This is a genomic window from Streptomyces montanus, assembly GCF_005786655.1.
Lineage (GTDB): Bacteria > Actinomycetota > Actinomycetes > Streptomycetales > Streptomycetaceae > Streptomyces > Streptomyces sporangiiformans.
The window spans coordinates 1-22923 of sequence record NZ_VBZC01000099.1 but is presented as its reverse complement, the minus strand read 5'-3'; the positions used below and the strand labels follow the sequence as shown (position 1 = coordinate 22923).

18 protein-coding genes are annotated in these 22923 nt (G+C 70.6%); 8 read left to right on the top strand and 10 right to left on the bottom strand.

Going from position 1 to position 22923, the window contains the following annotated elements; all coding sequences use genetic code 11:
* On the bottom strand, positions 1 to 1819 hold a 1819-nt coding region (locus tag FE633_RS44460), incomplete at its 3' end, for an ATP-dependent helicase (RefSeq protein WP_138050856.1).
* Positions 1820 to 2130: 311 nt separating this feature from the next.
* On the bottom strand, positions 2131 to 2496 hold the full coding sequence (locus FE633_RS44455; protein ID WP_281291346.1) for an MGMT family protein: 366 nt from the start codon (positions 2494 to 2496) through the stop codon (positions 2131 to 2133).
* Between the two features lie 185 nt (positions 2497 to 2681).
* On the opposite strand from FE633_RS44455, the gene FE633_RS44450 reads away from it, so the two are divergent.
* From FE633_RS44450 to FE633_RS44440, 3 genes are all read left to right on the top strand, one after another.
* A complete protein-coding gene (locus FE633_RS44450; protein ID WP_138050855.1) occupies positions 2682 to 5513 on the top strand; it encodes a lysylphosphatidylglycerol synthase transmembrane domain-containing protein in 2832 nt (943 codons plus the stop codon).
* A gap of 90 nt (positions 5514 to 5603) precedes the next feature.
* Positions 5604 to 7145, top strand: coding sequence for an alpha/beta hydrolase (locus FE633_RS44445; RefSeq protein ID WP_138050854.1), 1542 nt, complete (start codon positions 5604 to 5606; stop codon positions 7143 to 7145).
* 114 nt (positions 7146 to 7259) lie between these two features.
* Positions 7260 to 8753: an alpha/beta hydrolase gene (locus tag FE633_RS44440; protein ID WP_138050853.1), complete on the top strand. Its 1494-nt coding sequence runs from the start codon at positions 7260 to 7262 to the stop codon at positions 8751 to 8753.
* A 161-nt stretch (positions 8754 to 8914) separates the two neighbouring features.
* Here FE633_RS44440 and moeZ read toward each other — a convergent pair whose 3' ends face one another.
* The 7 genes from moeZ to FE633_RS44405 form a co-directional block, all read right to left on the bottom strand.
* Positions 8915 to 10093: an adenylyltransferase/sulfurtransferase MoeZ gene (gene moeZ, locus FE633_RS44435; RefSeq protein WP_138050852.1), complete on the bottom strand. Its 1179-nt coding sequence runs from the start codon at positions 10091 to 10093 to the stop codon at positions 8915 to 8917.
* 63 nt (positions 10094 to 10156) lie between these two features.
* Positions 10157 to 10906, bottom strand: a complete 750-nt coding sequence (locus FE633_RS44430) for a spherulation-specific family 4 protein (RefSeq protein ID WP_138050851.1) — start codon at positions 10904 to 10906, stop codon at positions 10157 to 10159.
* Positions 10894 to 11853 (bottom strand): NAD-dependent epimerase/dehydratase family protein, encoded by a 960-nt coding sequence (locus tag FE633_RS44425; protein ID WP_119106168.1) that lies wholly within the window; start codon positions 11851 to 11853, stop codon positions 10894 to 10896. The genes FE633_RS44430 and FE633_RS44425 overlap by 13 nt, the downstream gene beginning before the upstream one ends.
* A 158-nt stretch (positions 11854 to 12011) precedes the next feature.
* On the bottom strand, positions 12012 to 13277 hold the full coding sequence (locus tag FE633_RS44420; RefSeq protein WP_246114120.1) for a hypothetical protein: 1266 nt from the start codon (positions 13275 to 13277) through the stop codon (positions 12012 to 12014).
* Positions 13274 to 15121 carry a DUF3492 domain-containing protein gene (locus FE633_RS44415; RefSeq protein ID WP_138050850.1) on the bottom strand — a complete coding sequence of 616 codons (1848 nt, stop codon included), beginning with the start codon at positions 15119 to 15121 and terminating at the stop codon, positions 13274 to 13276. The genes FE633_RS44420 and FE633_RS44415 overlap by 4 nt, the downstream gene beginning before the upstream one ends.
* A 163-nt stretch (positions 15122 to 15284) precedes the next feature.
* Positions 15285 to 16763 carry a DUF3152 domain-containing protein gene (locus tag FE633_RS44410; RefSeq protein ID WP_138050849.1) on the bottom strand — a complete coding sequence of 493 codons (1479 nt, stop codon included), beginning with the start codon at positions 16761 to 16763 and terminating at the stop codon, positions 15285 to 15287.
* Between the two features lie 8 nt (positions 16764 to 16771).
* Positions 16772 to 17764, bottom strand: coding sequence for an alpha/beta fold hydrolase (locus FE633_RS44405; protein WP_138050848.1), 993 nt, complete (start codon positions 17762 to 17764; stop codon positions 16772 to 16774).
* A gap of 466 nt (positions 17765 to 18230) precedes the next feature.
* Here FE633_RS44405 and FE633_RS44400 point away from each other — a divergent pair, with 466 nt between their 5' ends.
* From FE633_RS44400 to FE633_RS44385, 4 genes are all read left to right on the top strand, one after another.
* Positions 18231 to 18446, top strand: coding sequence for a hypothetical protein (locus tag FE633_RS44400; RefSeq protein ID WP_138050847.1), 216 nt, complete (start codon positions 18231 to 18233; stop codon positions 18444 to 18446).
* 209 nt (positions 18447 to 18655) lie between these two features.
* Complete coding sequence (locus FE633_RS44395; RefSeq protein ID WP_119106173.1) at positions 18656 to 19300, top strand: TetR/AcrR family transcriptional regulator; 645 nt, start codon at positions 18656 to 18658, stop codon at positions 19298 to 19300.
* A gap of 181 nt (positions 19301 to 19481) precedes the next feature.
* Complete coding sequence (locus FE633_RS44390; protein WP_119106174.1) at positions 19482 to 19709, top strand: DUF3107 domain-containing protein; 228 nt, start codon at positions 19482 to 19484, stop codon at positions 19707 to 19709.
* A gap of 225 nt (positions 19710 to 19934) precedes the next feature.
* Positions 19935 to 20228, top strand: a complete 294-nt coding sequence (locus tag FE633_RS44385) for a hypothetical protein (protein WP_138050846.1) — start codon at positions 19935 to 19937, stop codon at positions 20226 to 20228.
* 151 nt (positions 20229 to 20379) lie between these two features.
* On the opposite strand, the gene FE633_RS44380 is transcribed toward FE633_RS44385, so the two are convergent.
* Entirely contained in the window at positions 20380 to 21147 is a 768-nt protein-coding gene (locus FE633_RS44380; protein WP_138050845.1) for a ferritin-like fold-containing protein, read from the bottom strand.
* A 469-nt stretch (positions 21148 to 21616) separates the two neighbouring features.
* On the opposite strand from FE633_RS44380, the gene FE633_RS44375 reads away from it, so the two are divergent.
* Positions 21617 to 22923: DEAD/DEAH box helicase (locus FE633_RS44375; protein ID WP_342791275.1), on the top strand; the 1307-nt coding region annotated here is incomplete at its 3' end.

The window sequence follows — 22923 nt, the reverse complement described above, 5'->3', positions numbered from 1 at the left end:
CGTTGCGGCCGGCCGCGCCGCCGCGCCGGGCGGCCCGCTCCAGGCGCTGCGGCCACGGGGTGCCGTCCCACAGTTCCCAGAGCGCCTCCTCGGCCGTGCCGCCGCCCGCGAGGCGTTCCCGGGCCTTGCGCAGCAGCGCGCCCAGGCGCTGGGCGCCTCTCGCATACGACGGGTCGTGCGCGACCAACCGTTCCGGCTCGGCCAGCGCCCGCGCCAGCAACTCGTCCGAGGGCGGCGGGACGAGGTTGCCCCCGGCGCGCTCCTCCTCGCGCAGTGCGCGGCCCAGGCGGCGCAGATCAGCGGCGTCCATACCGGTCATCGGGGACGCGAGAAGGGTGAGCGCGGTCTCGGTGTCGAGCCAGGGCGCCTGGGGCGCGGCCTCGGATGTCGCTTCGGGCTGCTCGGCCGGCCCCGCGCCGTCCCGGACCGCGGCCCCGGCCACTGCCTTGAGCGCCCTCAGCAGCGGTGTCACCGCCGGTTCGTGCCGGAGGGGGAGGTCGTCGCCGTCTATGTCGAGGGGGACGCCGGCCGTCGTGAGCGTGCGGCGGATCGTCGGAATCGAGCGGGAGCCGGCACGCACCAGGACGGCCATCTCGCCCCAGGGGACGCCGTCCTCCAGGTGGGCACGGCGGAGGATGTCCGCGATGTTGTCCAGCTCCGTGCCGGGGGTCGGGTACGTGTAGACCTCGACGCGGCCGCCGTCCCGTACGGGAGTCAGCTCTCTGTGGGCGCGTACCTTCTCCGCCGGAAGGCGGGTCAGGGGCATGCGCTGGGTCAGCAGCCGGGTGGCCCCGAGCAGTTGGGCGCCCGACCGGCGTGACGTCCTCAGGACCTCGACCGGTGCCGGAGCGCCGTCCGCGCGCGGGAAGGTGTGCGGGAACTCCAGGATGCCGTTCACGTCGGCGCCCCGGAACGCGTAGATCGACTGGTCGGGGTCGCCGAAGGCGACGAGGGTGCGGCCGCCGCCCGCGAGCGTCTGGAGGAGACGTACCTGTGCCGGATCGGTGTCCTGGTACTCGTCGACGAAGATCGCGTCGTACTGCGCGGCCAGACGCTCGGCGGTCTCGGGACGGCGGGCGAGGAGTACCGCGCGGTGCACCAGTTCCGCGTAGTCGAGCACCCCTTGCAGGTCGAGAACGTCGAGGTACTCCGCGAGGAAGACAGCGGCGGCGCGCCAGTCGGGTCGGCCGATGCGGGAGGCGAAGGCGTCCAGGGCGTCCGGGCCGAGGCCCAGTTCGCGGCTGCGGGCGAGGACCGCGCGGACCTCGTCGGCGAAGCCGCGGGTCGTCAGGCAGGCGCGCAGCTCGTCCGGCCAGCGCACATGGGCGAGGCCGAGCCGCTCCAGGTCGGGCTGGCCGGCCAGCAGTTCACGGACCGTCACGTCCTGTTCGGGTCCGGAGAGCAACCGCAGGGGCTCCACGAACAGGCCGCTGTCCTGGTGGGCGCGGACCAGGGCGTAGCAGAAGGAGTGGAACGTCGTCGCCTGCGGCGCGCGGGCCGCCCCTATGCGCAGTGCCATCCGGTCACGCAGTTCCACGGCGGCCTTGCGGCTGAACGTCAGCACCAGGACCCGCTCGGGGGCCGTGCCGCGTTCGATCCGCGCGGCCACGGACTCCACGAGGGTGGTCGTCTTGCCGGTGCCCGGACCTGCGAGGACGAGGAGCGGGCCCGCCTTGTGGTCAACCACTCCGCGCTGCGCTGCGTCCAGCAGAGGGGGATCTACCCGGACAGGCGGGGTACGCACCAGTCGGTAAGCGCCACGGTTCCCCTGTCGCCCTTGGTGGTGCGACAGGCGCCGGGTGGAAGAAGAGGAGCTCACGTGGTTCGCCGGTCCTGGTGGGTGTGCCATTGGTCACTGCCGGCGCGGAGCGCCGTCGTTACGAGGTGGTGGTCGGGCGACGGGTGGGTGGACGGCCGCGCGTGGAGGGCGGTGGCCGCGTGGTGAGGGGGATGCGTGCCGCCGACGCTACGCCGGTGGGCGCCGTGGAAGGAGGGCTTCCTCTTCTTCCCTCGAACCCCTCACGTCGCGCGCGTCCCCCACGCCACGAAGGTACGGCATGTCACGGACGCGCCCCATTTCCCCCGTACGGGCCGCGGATCCCCCTTTCGGGCCTTCGATGGCGGAAGCTGTCAGGTGTGACCCTGCGCGTGCTCACCGCCGTCCCACCGCGCCCGCTTCATGTCGACTCGCGGGACGTGGCCCTCGGAGGCCCTGTTCGCCTCCTTCAGGGGGGTGCCTTCCGCGCGGTAGTGGCCCAGGGCGTCCAGTTCGTGGCCCGGGAGCAGCACGCCGTCCGCGCGTATGACGCGCCACCACGGCACGGCTCCTCCGTAGAGGGCCATCACACGGCCGACCTGGCGCGGCCCTCCCTCCTCCAGCCATTCGGCGACGTCCCCGTACGTCATGACGCGCCCGGGCGGGATCAGCTCGGCGACCTCGAGGACCCGCTCCGCGTACTCCGGCAGGGCGTCCACCGGAAGACTTTCCTCGCTCATCCGACCCATCCTGCCCCACCCCACCGACAACGTGACGCGGTGGCGACCGTGCGTATTCCTCGCCCCGAAGCGGCACTTCGGGCAGACTGTCCGCCCCCGCATTGCCCCCTGATGCCCTCCTGTGTCGGCGGAGCATGCCACCATCATGCGGGCGGTGACTGGTGATACGAGATCAAGAAGAGACGATGAAACAGCAGGGCGTGCACCCCGAAGACGCGGAGGGCACCTCTGATGTTTCGCCACGCCCCGACGCCGACGGCGACGCGGACGAGCGCATCTCGGACGCGCACGGCATGACGGACAAAAGCACGCCGACCGCCCACAATGAGAAGGACAAGCACTCCCCGGAGGAGCGCGAGAAGACGAACGAGCACACCCCGGACGCGCACGGCCTGAAGCGCGCGCCGAACCCCGACGACGCCCTACCCGAAGAGGTCGAGGGCGACGAGCCGCTGCTCCCCGCGCGCGTGCACCGTCCCTCCGACCTGATGCGCCTCCTGGTGGGCATCCTCGCTGTCGGTGTACTCCTGGCGATCGCCGCGTTCGCCCACGGCACGACGTCGGGGCTCGCCCAGGACATCAACAAGGGCACCGATGAGGCGCCCGACCTGTTGATCAAGATCGCGGGGCTCGCGTCGAGCATCGCGATCCTCCTGGTGCCGGTGGCCTTCGCGATCGAGCGGCTGATCAAGCGGGACGGGCTGCGCATCGCCGACGGCGTCCTGGCCGCGGTGCTCGCGCACGGGGTGACCCTCGCAACCGACCTGTGGGTCGCCCGAGGCGCCCCGGACTCGATCCAGAAGGCGCTCACCCAGCCCTCGCCGGGCGATGTCCACGCTCTCACCGACCCCGTTCACGGCTATCTCGCGCCCGTCATCGCCTACATGACGGCCGTCGGCATGTCGCGCCGACCACGCTGGCGTGCGGTGCTGTGGGTGGTCCTGCTGCTCGACGCCTTCTCCATGCTGGTGACCGGCTACACGACTCCGTTCTCGATCATCCTGACGGTGTTGATCGGCTGGACGGTCGCGTACGGGACGCTGTACGCGGTCGGCTCACCGAACGTGCGGCCCACGGGACGGACGCTGATGGCGGGCCTGCGGCATGTGGGCTTCCACCCGGTGAGCGCATCCCGCGAGGAGACGCAGGAGGGCACCGAGACCGGCGACCGCGGGCGGCGGTACTTCGTGACGCTGGAGGACGGCCCGCCGCTGGACGTGACGGTGGTCGACCGGGAGCAGCAGGCGCAGGGCTTCTTCTACCGCGCGTGGCGCAACCTGACGCTGCGAGGCTTCGCCACGCGCCGCAGCCTCCAGTCGCTGCGCCAGGCGCTGGAGCAGGAGGCGCTCCTCGCCTACGCGGCCATCGCGGCCGGGGCCAACGCGCCCAAGCTCATCGCGACCTCCGAGCTGGGCCCGGACGCCGTGATGCTCGTCTACGAGCACATCGGCGGGCACACGCTCGACACCCTGCCCGACGACGAGATCACCGACGACCTGTTGCGTGACACCTGGCACCAGGTGCAGGCGTTGCAGTCGCGGCGCATCGCGCATCGCAGGCTGGCGGGCGACGCGATTCTGGTGGATCGTTCCGGCACGGTCATCCTCACCGATCTGCGCGGCGGCGAGATCGCGGCCGGTGAACTGCTGCTGCGCATGGACATCGCCCAGTTGGTGACCACGCTCGGCCTGCGGGTCGGCGCTGAGCGCGCGGTGGCGTCTGCGGTCGGGGTACTCGGCCCCGACGCGGTCGCCGACTGTCTGCCGATGCTGCAGCCCATCGCGCTGACCCGTGCCACGCGCGCGACACTGCGCAAACGTGGCAGGGAGCGGGCCCAGCGCGAGCGCGAGGCCGTCCTGGAGGCCTCGCGGCACGCCAAGCCGGAGCACGAGGAGCACGAGGAGGGCGCCCGGCCCCTCCTCGAAAAGCCGGGCAAGAAGGCCGTACGCGCCGAGAAGCGCTCCGAGAAGCGGGCGATCGACGAGGCCGTGGAGGAGGCCCGGGAGGAGGATCTGCTCACCCAGATCCGCCACCAGGTGCTGCTGATCAGGCCGCAGGCGCCGGTCGAACCGGCCCGCCTGGAGCGCATCCGGCCCCGGACTCTCATCAGTTTCATCGCCGGTGCCATCGGCGCGTACTTCCTGCTGTCGCAGCTCACGCACATCGAGTTCGGCACACTGTTCGACAACGCCGAGTGGGGCTGGGTCGCCGCGGCCGTTCTCTTCTCGGCGCTGAGCTACTTCGCGGCGGCCATGAGCCTGCTGGGCTTCGTGCCCGAGCGGGTGCCGTTCCTGCGGGCCGTGGCGGCGCAGGTAGCCGGGTCCTTCGTGAAGATCGTGGCGCCCGCGGCGGTGGGCGGTGTCGCCCTCAACACGCGCTTCCTGCAGCGCGCGGGGGTACGCCCAGGGCTCGCGGTGGCGAGCGTCGGAGCCTCGCAGCTGTTCGGCCTGGGCAGCCACATTCTGCTGCTGCTCGCCTTCGGTTATCTGACGGGGACCGAGAAGACGCCGTCGCTGTCGCCGTCCCGCACGGTGATCGCGGGTCTGCTGACCGTCGCGGTACTGGTGCTGGTGGTGACCTCGATTCCGTTCCTGCGGAAGTTCGTCGTCACGCGCGTGCGGTCACTGTTCGCGGGGGTCGTGCCGCGCATGCTCGACGTACTGCAGCGGCCGCAGAAGCTCATCACCGGTATCGGCGGCATGCTGCTGCTGACCGCCTGCTTCGTGATGTGCCTGGACGCGTCGATCCGGGCGTTCGGCAGCGAGGACATGCCCACGCTGAGCATCGCGAGCGTCGCGGTCGTCTTCCTCGCCGGTAACGCACTGGGCTCGGCGGCACCGACCCCGGGCGGCGTGGGCGCGGTCGAGGCGACCCTCACGGTCGGTCTGATCGCCGTCGGACTGCCGAAGGAGGTCGCGGCGCCCGCGGTGCTGCTCTACCGGCTCCTCACGCTGTGGCTACCGGTACTGCCCGGGTGGCTGTTCTTCAACCACCTGACACGCAAGGGCGCGCTCTAGCGCCTCGACATATGCGGGGAGCGGAAGTCCCGCTCACCCACACGGCCCGCGCCCCGAGCGCCCCCTCAGGTGCGCCCCCAGGATGGAGGCATGCCGACTCCTTCCCGGCTACGCGCCGCCGCCCTGGCCGCCGCCCTTCTGCTGTCCGCGCCCGTTGCCGGATGTGACAGCGAGCCCAAGGACGAGGACCTGCCGGCGCAGAAGCTGAGCTGGGAGGACTGCCCGGAGCCGTCCGAGGCCCAGGGAGACGGAGAGGCCCCGTCGCCCTTGCCGGACGGCGCCGTGTGGCAGTGCGCGATCATGAAGGCACCCCTCGACTGGGACAACCCCGAGGGCGACACGATCGGACTCGAGCTGATCCGGGCGCGGGCGACCGGCGCCAAGGACGAGCGGATCGGCTCGCTGATCTTCAACTTCGGCGGCCCGGGCGGCTCCGGCGTGACCACGCTGCCCCCCTTCGGCGACGATTTCACGCAGCTGCGCACCCGCTACGACCTGGTCAGCTTCGACCCGCGCGGCGTCGGCCGCAGCGCGGGCGTGGAATGCGTGGACGACGAACGGCTCGACGAGTACTTCCAAGAGGACGCCACCCCCGACACCGGGGCCGAGCGGAAGACGCTCGTGGACAGCACCAAGGAGTTCAACTCTGCCTGCGAGGACAACTCCGGGAAGATCCTCCCGCAGGTGAGCACGACAGACGCGGCCCGCGACATGGACCTGATGCGCCAGGTGCTCGGCGACGACAAGCTGTACTACTTCGGCATCTCTTACGGCACCGAACTGGGTGGCGTCTACGCGCATCTGTTCCCCAAGACGGTGGGACGGGCCGTCTTCGACGCCGTCGTGGACCCGACGCAGGATCCGGAGCAGGGCTCGCTCGCGCAGGCCGAGGGCTTCGAGCTCGCGCTCGACAACTTCGCCGAGGACTGCGCGTCGAAGGCGGAGGAGTGCCCGCTCGGCGACACCGCCGAGGCCGTCAAGAACCGGATCGCCAGACTGCTCGACGACCTCGACAGTGAGCCGATCCCGGGCGTCTTTCCGCGCATGCTGACCCAGACGGCCGCCACCAGCGGCATCGCGCAGGCCCTCTACTCCCAGGACTTGTGGGAATACCTCACCGAGGGGCTCCAGCAGGCGTACAACGGCGACGGTCAGATCCTGATGGTGTTGTCCGACTCGTTGAACGGGCGGAACGAGGACGGCGACTACAGCAACGCCGCCGCCGCCAACGTGTCCATCAACTGCGCGGACGACAAGCCGCGTTACACCACCGCCGATGTGGAGGCGAAACTTCCGCAGTTCCGCGAGGCCTCCCGCCTGTTCGGCGGCTACCTGGCATGGGGCCTGCTCAGCTGCATCGACTGGCCCGTGCCCGGGGCGGCCGACCACCCTGACGTGAGCGCACCGGGATCGGCGCCGATCCTCGTGATCGGCAACACCGGCGATCCGGCGACGCCCTACGAGGGTGCCCACAAGATGGTGGAAGCGCTGGGCAAGGGCGTCGGCATCGAGGTGACGTACAAGGGCCAGGGACACGGCGCGTACGACAGCGGGAACAAGTGCGTGCGCGATGCGGTGAACGGCTATCTGCTGGACGGCAGGATCCCGCCGCCAGGGCTGGTCTGCTCATAAAAGCGCAGGTCACAGGGTTATCCACACGCTGCGACGGCTTGGTGTCGATCTGCCTAGTATGGCCTGACCGTCATGCGCGGCTTCGTGCGGATGACAAGCGAGGGGGAAGGGTTCATGGTGCGTTTCGTACGATCCACGGCGCTGACGGCGGCCGCGGTGCTGGTTTCCGGGCTCGCGGCGGGCTGCGGTGGCGGCTCGTCCGACGACGAGGGCAAGCTCACCTCGCAGAAGCTCGACTGGGGCCGCTGCAAGGACACGTCGGACGGCCCCGCGCCGGGCAGCGGCTGGGAGTGCGCCACGCTCAAGGTGCCATTGGACTGGGCGAAGCCGACGGGCGAGACGACCGACATAGCGCTGATCCGGGGCAAGTCCACCGGCAAGGGCTCACGCATCGGCTCACTGCTGTTCAACTTCGGCGGTCCGGGCGGCTCGGGCGTCTCCATGCTGCCGGCGTACGCGACGCTGACCCCCAAGCTCCGCGACCGCTACGACCTGGTGAGCTTCGACCCGCGCGGAGTCGCGGCCAGCAAGGGCGTGCGGTGTCGGAGCGACAAGGAGATCCAGGCCGCCGAGTCCGTCGACTCCACGCCGGACACCCCGGCCGAGGAGGCGGCCTACCTCAAGGACGCCGCGAATTTCGGCAAAGGCTGCCAGAAGTCGGCCGGCAAGCTCATGGCACATGTCTCGACGACCGACACGGCCCGCGACATGGACCTGATGCGCCAGGTGCTCGGCGATCAGAAGATGCACTACCTCGGCATCTCGTACGGCACCGAACTGGGCGGTGTGTACGCCCACTTGTTCCCCAGGAAAGTGGGCCGCCTGGTGCTGGACGCCGTCGTCGACCCGAGCGCCGACACGGTCGGGCATGCCAAGAACCAGACGCGCGGCTTCCAGCGCGCGCTGGACAACTACCTCAGGTCCACGGGGCAGGACCCGCAGGAGGGCTCCCAGAAGATCGCGGATCTGTTGAAGAAGATCGACGCGGAGCCGCTGCCGACGTCGAGCGGCCGCAAGCTCACACAGACGCTGGCGGTCACCGGCATCGTCCTGCCGCTCTACAGCCAGCAGAACTGGCCCACGCTCACCACTGCGCTGGACGCGGCTGAGGAAGGCGACGGTTCGGAACTGCTGAAGCTCGCCGACGACTACAACGAACGTGGCGCGTCGGGGAACTACGGCACGACGACGCATTCACAACGAGTCATATCGTGCTTGGACGACAAGGAGCGGCCCACGCCGGCGGAGACGAAGAAGCTGCTCCCCGAGTTCCGGAAGATATCGCCGGTCTTCGGCGAGTTCATGGGCTGGGACACGGCCGGCTGGTGCCACGACTGGCCGGTGCCCGGTCAGCGCGAGACACCCGAGGTCAGCGCGCCGGAAGCCGACCCCGTCCTGGTCGTGGGCAACACCGGCGACCCGGCGACGCCCTACGAGGGTGCCCGCAGGATGGCGGACGAGCTGGGCAAGGGCGTCGGCATCGAGCTCACCTGGAAGGGCGAGGGGCATGGCGCGTATGGAAGCGGGAGCTCCTGCGTGGACAACACGGTCAACGCGTACCTGCTGGACGGGACAGTGCCGAAGGACGGCAAGGTCTGCGCGTCGTAGACCGGGCGCCAGGCCACCGGCTCCCGCTCGGATGTGGGCAAGCAGCGGGTTGCTTCCGGCTCTCGCCCACCCCTGCCCGCACGGCAGGATCCCGCGCAGCAGAAAGGGGCCCGGCACACCCGGTGCCGAGCCCCTCTTCGCAAGGCCTTCGCCTAGTACACCTAGTACACCGGCTTCTCGGGCTCGATCTGGTTGACCCAGCCGATCACGCCGCCGCCGACGTGCACCGCGTCCGCGAAACCGGCGGACTTGAGCACGGCGAGGACTTCCGCGCTGCGGACACCCGTCTTGCAGTGCAGAACGATCTTCTTGTCCTGCGGGAGGCTCTCCAGGGCGGTGCCCATGAGGAACTCGTTCTTCGGGATCAGCCTGGCGCCGGGAATCGAGACGATCTCGTACTCGTTCTGCTCGCGGACGTCGATGATCTCGATCTTCTCGTCGCTGTCGATCCACTCCTTGAGCTGCTTGGGAGTGATCGTCGAGCCGGCGGCCGCTTCCTGGGCCTCCTCGGAGACGACGCCGCAGAAGGCCTCGTAGTCGATGAGCTCGGTGACGGTGGGGTTCTCGCCGCAGACCGCGCAGTCCGGGTCCTTGCGGACCTTGACCTGGCGGTACTGCATCTCCAGGGCGTCGTAGATCATCAGGCGTCCGACCAGCGGCTCGCCCGTACCCGTGAGGACCTTGATCGCCTCGGTCACCTGGATGGAGCCGATGGACGCGCACAGCACACCCAGGACGCCGCCCTCGGCGCAGGAGGGGACCATGCCCGGCGGCGGGGGCTCCGGGTAGAGGCAGCGGTAGCAGGGGCCGTGCTCGGACCAGAACACGGAGGCCTGACCGTCGAAGCGGTAGATCGAACCCCATACGTACGGCTTGTTGAGGAGCACGCACGCGTCGTTGACCAGGTAGCGGGTCGCGAAGTTGTCCGTGCCGTCGACGATCAGGTCGTACTGGCTGAAGATGTCCATCACGTTGTCGGCCTCGAGCCGCTCTTCGTGAAGGATCACGTTCACGTACGGGTTGATGCCGAGCACGCTGTCGCGGGCCGACTCGGCCTTGGAGCGGCCGATGTCCGCCTGGCTGTGGATGATCTGACGCTGCAGGTTCGACTCGTCGACCTCGTCGAACTCCACGATGCCGAGCGTGCCGACGCCCGCCGCCGCCAGGTACATGAGGGCCGGCGAGCCCAGGCCGCCGGCGCCCACACAGAGCACCTTGGCGTTCTTCAGCCGCTTCTGCCCGTCCATCCCCACGTCGGGGATGATCAGGTGGCGGGAGTACCTGCGGACCTCGTCTACGGTGAGCTCAGAAGCCGGCTCGACCAGGGGTGGCAGCGACACGGGGACTCCGTTGGTCGGTCAATCACTACGGTTGTTCTCTCCGTAACACTGCCACGCCCTTCTTCATTCCGAGACACCCGTTCCGACCCGCGAGACGATTTCGTCCCAGTAGCCGGGCATGGATGCCCAGGGGTCGGTGCGGCCGCCGTGGTCCGTGCGGTCGGTGAAGTAGATCGTCGAGGCGCCCTGCCAGCGGGCGATGCGCAGCGCCTCCTCGAGATGGCCGCGGGGCACGCTGTGCACGAAGTGGCAGAAGCGCTCGGGCGGGTACTCGGCGGTCCACTCCGCCACCTGCGACCAGCGGTAATCGCTCCAGGGACCGGCGAACGTCACCAACTGGTCGGCGGTTTCGGCATATCCGGGATAGGGGTGGCCGCCGTGGCCGAGGACGATATGCCCCTCGCCGAGGAGCGCGCGCAGGGTGGTGACGGTGCGCCGCACCTCCGGGAGCGCTGTCCGCTCCGTGGGACAGTCGTCCAGCAGGAAGCCGTCGACCCGGTACCAGTCGAGGAACCGCTGCGCTTCCGTGATCAGCTCGCCGAAGGTGCGTGCGCCGTGCGTCATGTCCAGGTGGCCCAGTACCCGGACGCCGGCGTTCCGCAGGCGTCCCGCGGCCTCCAGGCAATGCGGGTCGGGGCGGGTGCCGGGTCCGTCCGCGACGTTCAGGACCACCCAGTGCAAAGGGGTTCCGGGGCGGGCGAGTTCGCCCCATTCGACCGGGGCGACGAGGGGGTGCGCATAGCCGGGGACACCGAAGCCGAGGCGTATATCGGTGCTGGCGGCGCCCGTTGCGGCGCTGGTCAGATACGGCATGCGGCCTCCATCCAGATGTCGGCGAGGGACTCTTCGAGGTTGATACGGGGCCGCCAGCCGAGCCGGTCGCGGGCGGTGCGCACGTCGGCCTGCTGCCAACTGCCGCAGCCGTCCGGGTAGGGGTATGCGGCCGGGGACGTGTGCTCTGTTTCCGAGCGGGGGTGCCCGATGGAGGGCCTGATGGGTGAAGGCGGTCCGTCGAGTTCGTGCAGCGCGCCGCCGTAGCCGGCCACGCGCGCGAGGACGGCGGCCGCGTCCCGGAGGCGTACGGCTCGTCCGGAGCCGATATTGATGACGCCCTGCGCGGCGGAGAGCGAGGCGGCGTGGACGGCGCGCGCGACATCGCGTACGTCGATGAAGTCACGCTGGACGCCCAGTCCGCCGAGCTTGAGCTCCCCGTCGCCGGACTGCATGGCGCGGCGCATGGCCTCGGCGAGGCGGCCGAGCGGCGAGCCGGCAGGGGTGCCGGGGCCGGCGGGCGAGAACACCCGCAGGACGACGGCGTCCAGGCCGGAGCCCAGGACGAGCTCCGTACCGGCGAGCTTGCTGACGCCGTACGGGCCGCCGGGGCGCGGTACGGCGTCCTCGGCCGTGCAGGAGCCGGGCTGGCTGGGGCCGTACTCGGCGCCGCAGCCGATCTGGACGAGGCGTGCCCCGCAGCCGCTGCGGCGCAGGGCCTCGCACACGGTGGCGACGGCGACGGTGTTGTGCCGTGTCAGCTCGCGGGCGCCGCCGCGGGTGGCGCCCGCGCAGTTGATGACGACGCCGGGATGCACCGCGTCCAGGAAGCGGGTGAGCGCGCCCGGGCTGCCGCTGGCGAGGTCGAAGCGTACGTCCGCGTCGTCGCCGCGGCCGAGCGCGGTGAGCTGCACGGCCGGGTCGGCGAGGAGGCGGTCGGCGACGAACCGGCCCAGGTATCCATTCGCTCCGATCAGTAGCACCCTCATCGGGCGGCTCCCGGGGTGGTCTTTCCGATGCGGAGGGTGATCATGTCTGGTTCTCCTTCAGGAGTGTTGCCATGGTTCGTCAGGGAGGCCCGCGGCGTCGGCCACCGCGGGAGGGATGCGCACGGCTCGAGGGCTGGGTGCCGAGCGCGGGGTGCGGTTCACGGCGTCCCGCCGCGGTCCGCATGGGCCGAGGCCCGGGTGAGCTTCCTGGCCGCGTGGACCAGGAGCGCCAGTGCCGCGGCCCCGCACACGAGGGCCGGCACGATGCCGGGTCCCCGGACGGCGACCGCGGTCTCGACGGGTCCCGCCAAGAACGAGCAGCCGGGCAGACGGCCTGCGTAGACACTCGCGAGAGCGATCGCCTCCGCCGCGCCGGCGGCGGCGAGGACGACGGCGGGGGCGTACGTGAAGCCGTGCACGGTGAGCAGCCGGGCGAGCAGCAGCAGCGCGCCGAGCCCGGCGGCTCCCGCGTACCCGACCGGTTCGCCCAGCAGCGATCCGCACAGCGCGAGCAACCCGCCCAAGGCAGCGAGGTACAGGCCGAACGTGCCCAGGAGCAGGGGTCGCACGGAGGCCGTGAACTCCTCCAGGGCACGGCTGGCGGCCAGCCTTCGTCGGGCGCGTACGGCGAAGAAGTGGGCGCACCAGGCCGCCGGGGCACAGGCCAGGGTGAGGGCCAGGACGGACGTGAGGGCAACCGGCCAGGGGCCGTCGGGGTCACCGTTCGGCCGGCCGTCCGGTCCGCCCGCGATGCCGGCGCCGAGCAGTCCGTCGCCGAGGAGGGCGTACATGAGGAGCCAGCAGGTCCACACGCGCGTGCTCGCTGTCGTGCGCCTCTCGCGCGTGGCGTGCAGGGGGCCTCGGCGGAGGGCCACGCGCAGGCCGGCGGCGACGGCGAGTGCGCCCACGACCGCGACGACGAGCCGGGGCCGTCCCTCGGTGAGCCGCAGCCCGGTCACCGCGGCCGCACACAGGGCACCCGGGAGCAGGGCGAGCACGGCCCAGCCGGCGCGGGTACCGGGAACAACGGGTGTCGCCGCCTGCGGTGCCGTCTCGCCGACGCGGGGCACGCGCGCGTACATCTCCTCAGCCAGCGAGAACACGTCCCGGTGCCGGCAGCGGGCAGCCGTCCGATCGGTCACTCCGTGCGCTTCCAGCTCCGCCGCGATCTCCAAGGGATCCACGGCCCGCTCGCACAGCTCGCGGTGACGGTGCATCAGGGCCTTCACGGGGTCAACGGCACCTCGGCCGGTGGCGGTGGATTCGGCGGCGTGAGCGTCCGGCGAGTCCTCGGTGCCCGTAGTGGACGCGTTGGGCGAGTCCTCGGCGCCAACGGTCACCAGCCAGTCGTCCGACCGCGCGTCCCACGCTCCTGGGTCACCCGGGGGCGGAGTCAGGTCCATGTCCCGTCGTGGTGCGCTCACCGTGCCCCCTCCCCGGCGGGCATCGGCTCCGTCCCCGTGTCCGCAGCCACCCCCCGGACCGGTGGCCCCGCCGCCCACCTCGGTGCGCCGTCCGCCGCCCGCTTCAGTGCGCCGTCCGCCGACGTGAGCCGCGTACCGCGCTCGGCCCACCTTCCGGGCACATACGCCTCGGCCGGTACGGCGAACGGCAGCGGCTCCCCCGTCTCCCCGACGACAACTCGCCGCACCGGGCAGCGAGAGATGATTTCCATATAAATGCTGTGAAATGCCGTGATGTTCTGCTCGACGGTGAACAGTTCGAGGGCACGCGCGCGTGCCGCCGCACCGAGGCGCTCGCGGCGCTCGGGGTCGCGCAGCAGCGCGACGCACGCCTCGGCGAGCGCCCGCGGATTGCGCGACGGCACCACCAGACCGGTACCGCCGATGATCTCCACGACCGCGCCGACGTCCGTGGACACCGTGGCACGTCCGCAGAACATCGCCTCGACAAGGCTGATCGGGAAGCCCTCGACGACGCTGGACAGGACGACCACGGCCCCGGCCCCGTACGCCTCGGCGAGGCTGGGCGCCTCCGGCCCGCCGATCTCCGCGAAGGAGACCGGGTTGGCGACGGCGGCACGCACATCCTCCGCCTCGTCGGGAAAGAGCTGGGCGGCCAGGGCCTCGCACTGGGCGAGGTACGTCGCACCTTCCGGCCCTTCGGCGGGTGCGCCGACGATCCGCAGCCGGGCCTTGGGGCGCTCCTCGCGGATCGCCGCGAAGGCGTGCAGCAGCGAGATCAGATCCTTGGCGGGCTCGATCCGCCCGACCCAGACCAGCGTGTCGGGATCGGCGCACTCGGCCCGTTCGCCCACCTCCGAGAAGCGGGACGCGTCCATGCCCGGATAGACGGTACGGAGTTTGGCGCGGTCGGCGCCGCACCGCTCCTGCCAGCGACGGGCGTGCGTGTTGCCGGGCGTGATGAGTGCGGCCTGCCGGTACACCTCGGCCGCGAGCCGACCGTGGAACGCCGCGAGCAGAGCCCGCGCCGAAGGCGAGGCCTCACGAGAGCCATGAGCGCCCTGGGAACCCCGAGCGCCATGAGAACTACGTGCGTCATGAGGACCACGCACGTCATGACGACCACGCACGTCATGAGAACCACGTGCGCCCAGATAGTGCGCCCGCAGCTGCACCCCGTACTCCGTGACCAGCAGCGGCACCCCCGAGAAGTGCCGTGCGAGCAGTCCGGTCAGGGCCGCCGCGCCGCCGGACGTGGCGTGGCACAGGTCGACGGAGCCGAGCCCGTCCTCCTCCTCGTACCAGTCGAGCGACAAGGGGCGCAGGGTGCGCTCCAGTTGGGCCGCGACGGCCAGCAAGTCGGGCACGCGTGCGTCCCGTGCGGCCCTCAGCGCACCGGGCGCGCGACAGGCGCCCTCGAGGACGCGTACCGCGGTCTCGGAGCGCAGAGAACCTACCAGGCCGCCGCCCTCGTCCCGGGCGAGTTCGGCGAGCCCGTACAGCGCGGCGCCGAAACGGTCCGCCACACCCGCACGGTCATCCCCGGAGCCATCGCCCGCACAAACAGCTGCCGCCAGTTCCCCGTAGCACTCGGCGAACCGTCGTCGTGCCCGTCTCCCGTACCCCACACCATCGTCGTCCGCGGTCCACAGCGGCGCGGTGCGTACGCGGCCGACCTGGGGCGGGAGCGGGATCCAGCCCTCGTCCTCCTGCCGCTCGCTCCGGCTGAGCGCGTAGATGTGGAAGTCGTGTTGTCCGAGCCCGCGCACGAGCCGGTCGCACCAGAGCCTGGCGTCACCGCTCACATACGGATAGCCACCCTCCGTAAGCAGTCCGATGCGCACGAGTACACCTCTGATCTCCCGTATGGGGAACCGCCGTTGTCCGGCGGCTCACAGCGGGACGAACGTACGCGGACATGGCGGTGGCGCGACGGACGGTTGTCCATCGCGCCATCAAAAGGGGTGAACGGTCGTAACTTTCAGGTGCGGATCGCGTTCCGCCGCGTTAACTTCCCGGGAACGGCCAGGGATTGGCCCGGCAGCGGATCCCGTCATGATTGAGGAACTTGGTCTGCTGCTGCATGACGGGCGCGAGGTCCCCGTCCTTGTCGCAGCTCACATGGCCATAGCCGAGCCGGTGCCCGACCTCGTGGTTGATCAGCATCTGACGGTACGAATACATCTTGTCGCCGTACGTCTCGGAGCCCTGGGCCCAGCGATACGCGTTGATCATCACGCGGTCGGTGGCTGCGGAGTCGCAGGAGACGTTGTCCTCGGTCGTGTCGAGGCCCGACTTGGCGCACCAGGTCGCGGTGGTGCCGGGGCTCGCCAGCGTGATGACGAAGTCGGGTTTCCCGGAGGAGATCCGCTCGAAGGTACGTCCGCCGCCGTGGGCCCAACTCCGCTCGTCATTCAGGGTTTTCTGCACGGCCTGCGCGAAGAGTTCACCGTCCAGGCCGAGGCCCTTTTCGATGTCGACGCGGTAGGTGAATTTCTGGCCGGTGCCGGGCGCCTGGTCGAATCCGCGGATCGCGTCGAATGCTCCGCCGCCCTTCAAGTTCGCGGCCAGCGGGTACTTCTTCGCCATTTTCTGGTTGTACGTCAGCGGGACCGCGTCCGCATCGGCCGCCTCGGACGGAGCCGGCCGCTTGTTGCCGCGCGAGGCGTAATCCTTGGCCGCCCGGTCCGCGCTTCCCGCGGTCTGCGAGCGCTCTGAGGTGTTCTCGCCGCCGAGGACCTGCCCCGCCACGACCACGGCCAGCACGGTGGTGACAGCGGCGGCCGCGATCCCGGTGAAGGTCCGCCCCTTGCCTCCCTTGGCCTTCTCCGGCGACTCGTCCTCCGGGGGCACCTGGTGCTCGACGTCGTCCTCGACTCCGGCGTCCCAGACGGTGACAGAGGCGTACGGGTCCGCTCGGAGGCCCGAAGTGGCGGAACGGGGCGTGGAACGGGACGCGAAGACGTCGTCGTCCTCGCCGAACGCGTCGACGTAGTCCTGCCGAGGGCCCGACGAAGGCGGCGGCCCCTGCCGCTGCCGGGGAACCGTGGGTCCTCGCGGCCCCGGACCGGCGCCTGACGCGCCGTACTCGTCGGCACCGCCGAACTGCCCCCAGCCGCCGCCGGGTTCACGCTGCTCCGGGTGCCCACCACGGACTCGGGGGACGCCCCGGGCGGGCGTGCCGTCGGCAAGGCGCGGGACGCCATGGGCGGGGGTGCCGTCCGGAAGCCGCGGCACGCCCTGGGCCGGCGTGCCGTCGGAAAAGCGCGGAACCCCGCGCGCCGGTGTGCCGGGGCCACCGCGCATCGGTGGTGAGCCGCCCATCGGTGGAGACCCGCCGCTCATCGGTGGCGGCTGCGGTGCCAAGGGAGCCCGGCGGCGGCCCCTACTCGGCTCCGGGCGACCGCCACCCTGAACCGGAACTACCGGTATGTCCGCGGTGTCGCCGCCCTCGGGGGCCGCTCCACGTCGGCTGTGACGTCCCACGCGCCGTCTCAGCTCCCTGCGCTCGTTGTCGTACCGATGTCGGGCAACTGACCCGTTTCCGCGAGGAGTTCACGGACGGCTGTGGCCACCGTATCTGGGTATTCCATCATCGCCACATGCCCCGCGTCCGGGAGCGCAAGCAGTCGGGAGTCGCGGAACGCGCGGGCCGCCCGCTGCGCTATGCGGAACGACACGAGTTGGTCGCGGCCACCATAGATGAGGAGCGTCGGCGCGAGCACCCGCTCGGCCTGGCGCCACAGCCCGTGCTGGCCGCCCAGCGTGTACGCGTTGACGATGCCGCGCGCCGACCGCGCCATGGCGTCCCAGAAGTACGGGAGGGCCAGCCGCCGCTCCATCTCCTCGACCGCGTTGCGGAACCCTTCGGGCGTCACCAGCGCGGGGTCCCCGTAGCAGAGCGCCATGACACCCCGTACGCGCTGCTCGGCGGACCAGTCCTTGGTGAACCGGGTGAAGGCCCTGGCGACTCCGGGCAGCGCCAGCAGCGCCGTGGGCACCGCCGAGCGCTGCACCGCCAACTCCGGCAGCGCGGGGGACACCAGCGTGAGCGTGCGGACGAGATCGGGCCGCACCGCCGCGACGCGCGTCGAGATCGCACCGCCCAGCGAGTTCCCGATGAGGTGCACCGGACCGCGACCGGACGAGTCGAGATAGCGGATGACCGAACGCGCGTGCCCGGTCACCGAGTAGTCGCCGTCGTCCGGCGGCGGCGAATCACCGAAGCCCGGCAGATCGACGGCCTCACTGTCCACCAGACCGTCGAGGAGCGGCATCAGCGCCGACCAGTTCTGCGAGGAACCGCCCAGCCCGTGCACGTACAGAGCCGGCGGCAGTCCCTCGCGGGCCGGCGGTCTCGACCTGATCGTCAGCGTGACCCCGGGCAGCCCGACCGTACGCAGCCGCTCCCCCGGCGCCACCCTGACAGAACCAACCTTCGGCGCGGCACTGGTGGCCAAGACTGATGGCAGTTCGGTCGAAGACATGCGGCAATGTTACGAGACGATCACGCCCTGGATCGTGTGTTCGCCATCACAAGGGCGCGGTCGGGAAGCGACCATCGCCGTCGCGTCGCGCTCGAACCCCGCTCAGGTCTGCACCAGGCCCCGCCCAGCGCACCGCCGGACCCGTACCGACCCTCGCCGGACCTGCACCGGACACTGCCGGCTCTCCGACGAGTGCCGGCTGATCACAGATGAGCGCCACCTGATCACAATCGGATCGCGGTCCGATCACGATGAGATCGCGGCCCCATCCCCGCCACATCCAGGCTGGATCTCGGCCACGATTCCGGCCGGATCACAGCCCGGCCCACGGCCGATCCACAGGGGGACCGCGGCCGATTCGCGGCGGGATCACATAGCGCCGCGATCTCCTCTCTCATACGCTTCGTAAACGAGGGCACTCGTACTCGTGCAAGAGCGCACTCGCACCCACTCGGGAAGAGGACACATGACTGTCGACCCCACCGACCCCGAGACTCTCGAGGAATCCGATGCCGCCGAGTTCGACGTGGAGGCCCCCGAGGCCGACGCCGCCGAACAGCACGCGGACCTCTCACCTCGCCAGGACGACTTGCTGGCCGGCTCGGAAACGGACGACGCGAACGAAGCGGACCGTGCGGAGCAGGCGCGAGTCGTCGAAATGGATGAGGACGACTATCGGTGAGGCAGGTACGGAACGGATGGCCGGTGACCGCCCAGCGACGTACACCGAGGACGCGGCCTGCCCGCCGTGTCCATGTCTGATACGTTCTGCGCGGTTCTCGCCGGAGTCCGGTCCATGAAATTCTGCGCTCGCACCGCACACACCAGGGTTACCGAAAAGTACGATGGCGGCGCGGCGCACACCGCATGTGGACGATTTTGGGAGGCGGCGTGACAGCCATCGAGCAGACAGAGGCGGCACGCCCGCGGGGCACACGCCTGCCGCGCCGTGCCCGACGGAACCAGCTGCTGGGCGCCGCCCAGGAAGTCTTCGTGGCGCAGGGCTACCACGCGGCAGCCATGGACGACATCGCCGAGCGCGCGGGCGTCAGCAAGCCGGTGCTCTACCAGCACTTCCCGGGCAAGCTCGACCTCTATCTCGCTCTGCTGGACCAGCACTGCGAATCCCTGCTGCAGGCGGTCCAGGGCGCCCTCGCCTCGACCACCGACAACAAGCAGCGCGTGCGGGCCACGATGGACGCGTACTTCGCGTACGTCGAGGACGACGGCGGCGCCTTCCGGCTGGTCTTCGAGTCGGACCTGACGAACGAGCCCGCGGTGCGCGAGCGCGTGGACAAGGTGACGTTCGAGTGCGCGGAGGCGATCTGCGAGGTCATCGCGGAGGACACCGGTCTGTCCAAGGCCGAGTCGATGCTGCTCGCCTCGGGTCTGGGCGGACTCGCACAGGTGGTGGCGCGCTCCTGGCTGCACAGCGACCGCAGCGTGCCCCGCGACCAGGCGGTGCAGCTGCTGACCTCGCTGGCCTGGCGCGGCATCGCCGGTTTCCCGCTGCACGGCAGCGAGCAGCACCACTGAACCGCGCCTCGTTCCGGTCTGTGTTCCGGTCTGCGTTTCCCGCCTGTTCCCGATCTGTTCCCGTCCTCTGTTCGCTCCTGGCGTTCTTGGACCGAGCGTGTACGTCCCCTCACCGGGCTAATGTGTGCTGCGTACGGCGCGGACGAACGCGCACATCAGTGACCGTCGGAGGGACATAGCCGTGGAGGTCAAGATCGGCGTGCAGCACGCGCCCCGCGAGATCGTTCTGGAGAGCGGTCAGACCCCGGAGGAGGTCGAGCGGGCGGTGTCCGAGGCACTGGCCGGCAAGACACAGCTGCTCAGCCTTGTGGACGACCACGGCCGCAAGGTCCTGGTTCCGGCCGACCGCCTCGCCTACGTGGAGCTCGGCGAGCCGGCCCCGCGCAAGGTGGGCTTCGGCGCGCTGTAGTCATACGTCGCGAGTTCATACGTCGCGGAAAAAGGGGCCCCGTGGCATCACGCCACCGGGCCCCTTTCTCCGTGTCTGCCCCGGCCCGATTTTCATGCGGGCCCCTCCATGACGAGCTCCACAGATGGAGCACAGATCATCCACAGCGGATGATTGCGTTTCGCAGGTCACGGGTAGGACCGGCTAGGACCGAAGTGCACACGGCTGTGCGGGAGGGACTTCACCATGTTCTTGGAAGCGCTCGTCTCCGTGATCCTGGGCCTGGCACTGGCTTGGCTGGCGGCCCGTCGTCTGCCGCACCGACTGCCCGACCGCCGCCTGGTCCTGTCGACGGGCGCCGCCGGCGCCCTCTTCGGCGCCTTCCTCACACACAGCGCGCTGGGCTCCAGCAGCTCCCCCCTGATCATCCTCGGCGCCCTGGCCATCGCCACGGCGTCCCTCTCGCTGCTCCTGCGCCCCGCGGGAAGACTCCGCCACCGGAGCCCCCGGAACGCCTATCCGACGACCGCGGGGTCATAGGCCCCAGCCCGGCGACAGGACATCGCCGACACGGAGAAGCGGAGCGAAGCGAAGCCGGACCCGAGAGCCCGGACGATGCCGAGTCGCAAGGCCGGAAAGACTCCGACGCCGAGTCCGACTCCGACTCCGACTCCGACTCCGGTGAGTCAAGCTAGGCCGCCAAGCCCAGCGCAGCCATCCGCTTCGTGTGGGCCTCGGTGATACGGGAGAACATTCGGCCGACCTCCGCGAGGTCGAAGCCGTCCGCGACGCCGCCGACGAGCATCGTGGACAGGGCGTCGCGGTCGGCGACGACGCGCTGGGACTGCGACAGGGCCTCGCCCATCAGCCGCCGCGCCCACAGCGCGAGCCGCCCGCCCACGCGCGGGTCCGCGTCGATCGCGGCGCGCACCTTCTCGACGGCGAAGCTCGCGTGCCCCGTGTCGTCGAGGACCGCGAGCACCAGCGCGCGGGTGTCGGAGTCGAGCCTCGCCGCGACCTCGCGGTAGAAGTCACTGGCGATCGAGTCTCCGACGTACGCCTTGACGAGCCCCTCGAGCCAGTCCGACGGCGCCGTCTGCCGGTGGAAGCCGTCGAGCGCCGCCACGAACGGCTCCATCGCCTCCGTCGGCTCCGCCCCGATCGCGGCGAGCCGGTCCCTCAACTGCTCGAAGTGGTGGAACTCCGCCGACGCCATCTTCGCGAGCTCCGCCTTGTCGGCGAGCGTCGGCGCCAGCTTGGCGTCCTCCGCGAGCCGCTCGAACGCCGCCAACTCCCCGTACGCGAGCGCTCCGAGCAGGTCGACGACCGCGGCGCGGTACTGAGGGTCGACGGAGGCCTGCGCCCAGTCCTGGGCGGAGACTCCGGTGTGTTCGGCGGAGGTGTCGGCGGCGGTGTCGGCGGTGCCGGGGGCGTTGTCGGGCGTCGTCATGCAGCGCACAATAGCCCGCTCGCAGCAGCGCGTAAGGCCCTGGTCAATCAGTGTGACAACGACTACGTGACCAAATCGGCCATCGCATATGCGCGATTCCGGGGTATGGTGGTAATGCGCCCGCTGAGTTGATCTACGTATCTCGACGGGCCATATGAATGAGGATGCCCGGTCGGTGGCCCGATCGGCTCCGACCAGACAGCTCTCCTCGCCCGTACGGCACAGTGCGTACGGCATCCGGAGGGACCCTCAGCGGTAAGAGCGCTCGAGCGTCGGCAGTGGTCCCGTGCCACCAAGGCCCGCCCGTCAAGCGGCCGACGTCCCCGGCAACGGTTCAACGACCCCCGCGCTCGCCTCGCACCGCGTACACAGAAGAGGCAGCACCCTGACTACAACTTTCCGAGAGCTCGGAATCCTTTCCGAGACAGCCGAGGCCCTTGAGGCAGTCGGCATCATCAATCCCTTCCCCATCCAGGAGATGACGCTCCCCGTCGCCCTCTCGGGCACCGACGTCATCGGCCAGGCCAAGACAGGCACCGGCAAGACCCTGGGCTTCGGCCTCCCGCTCCTCGAGCGCGTCACCGTCCCCGCCGACGTCGAGGCGGGCCGCGCCCAGCCCGAGCAGCTCACCGACGCACCGCAGGCACTCGTCGTGGTTCCCACGCGCGAGCTGTGCACGCAGGTGACGAATGACCTGCTCACCGCCGGCAAGGTCCGCAACGTTCGCGTTCTGGCCATCTACGGCGGCCGGGCGTACGAACCGCAGGTCGAGGCCCTCAAGAAGGGCATCGACGTCGTCGTCGGCACCCCGGGCCGGCTGCTGGACCTCGCGGGCCAGAAGAAGCTGAACCTGAAGCACGTCCGCGCGCTCGTCCTCGACGAGGCCGACGAGATGCTCGACCTGGGCTTCCTGCCCGACGTCGAGAAGATCATCAACATGCTTCCGGCCCGCCGCCAGACGATGCTGTTCTCGGCGACCATGCCGGGCGCGGTCATCGGTCTCGCGCGCCGCTACATGTCGCAGCCCACGCACATCCGCGCCACGGCGCCGGACGACGAGGGCGCGACGGTGGCCAACACCGCGCAGTTCATCTACCGCGCGCACAACATGGACAAGCCCGAGATGGTCTCGCGCATATTGCAGGCTGACGGCCGTGGGCTCGCGATGGTCTTCTGCCGTACGAAGCGGACGGCCGCGGACCTCGCCGACCAGTTGCAGCAGCGTGGGTTCGCCTCCGGCGCGGTCCACGGCGACCTCGGCCAGGGCGCGCGGGAACAGGCGCTGCGAGCGTTCCGCAACGGCAAGGTGGACGTGCTCGTCTGCACCGACGTCGCCGCGCGCGGCATTGACGTCGAGGGCGTGACCCACGTCATCAACTACCAGTCGCCCGAGGACGAGAAAACGTACCTGCACCGCATCGGCCGTACCGGCCGCGCGGGCGCCAAGGGCATCGCGATCACGCTCGTCGACTGGGACGACATCCCGCGCTGGCAGCTCATCAACAAGGCGCTGAACCTCGGCTTCAACGACCCGCCGGAGACGTACTCCACGTCCCCGCACCTCTTCGAGGAGCTCAGCATCCCCGCCGGCACGAAGGGTGTTCTGCCCCGTACCGAGCGCACCCGAGCGGGGCTTGCGGCCGAGCAGATCGAAGACCTCGGTGAGACGGGCGGGCGCGGACCGCGCGGCCGCGGCGGCCGTTCCTCGGCCCCGGACCGCGAGCGCGAGCGCGACCGCGACCGCGACCGCTCGGCGCGTACGCCTCGGCGTCGCCGCCGCATGCG

Bases quoted from the DNA above. Each gene is read 5' to 3' on its own strand.
- FE633_RS44385 (WP_138050846.1), top strand. From the start codon at position 19,935: ATGTTCTTGGAAGCGCTCGTCTCCGTGATCCTGGGCCTGGCACTGGCT.
- FE633_RS44425 (WP_119106168.1), bottom strand. From the start codon at position 11,853: ATGAGGGTGCTACTGATCGGAGCGAATGGATACCTGGGCCGGTTCGTC.
- FE633_RS44455 (WP_281291346.1), bottom strand. From the start codon at position 2,496: ATGAGCGAGGAAAGTCTTCCGGTGGACGCCCTGCCGGAGTACGCGGAG.
- FE633_RS44430 (WP_138050851.1), bottom strand. From the start codon at position 10,906: ATGCCGTATCTGACCAGCGCCGCAACGGGCGCCGCCAGCACCGATATA.
- FE633_RS44400 (WP_138050847.1), top strand. From the start codon at position 18,231: ATGACTGTCGACCCCACCGACCCCGAGACTCTCGAGGAATCCGATGCC.
- FE633_RS44450 (WP_138050855.1), top strand. From the start codon at position 2,682: ATGAAACAGCAGGGCGTGCACCCCGAAGACGCGGAGGGCACCTCTGAT.
- FE633_RS44440 (WP_138050853.1), top strand. From the start codon at position 7,260: ATGGTGCGTTTCGTACGATCCACGGCGCTGACGGCGGCCGCGGTGCTG.
- FE633_RS44445 (WP_138050854.1), top strand. From the start codon at position 5,604: ATGCCGACTCCTTCCCGGCTACGCGCCGCCGCCCTGGCCGCCGCCCTT.
- FE633_RS44405 (WP_138050848.1), bottom strand. From the start codon at position 17,764: ATGTCTTCGACCGAACTGCCATCAGTCTTGGCCACCAGTGCCGCGCCG.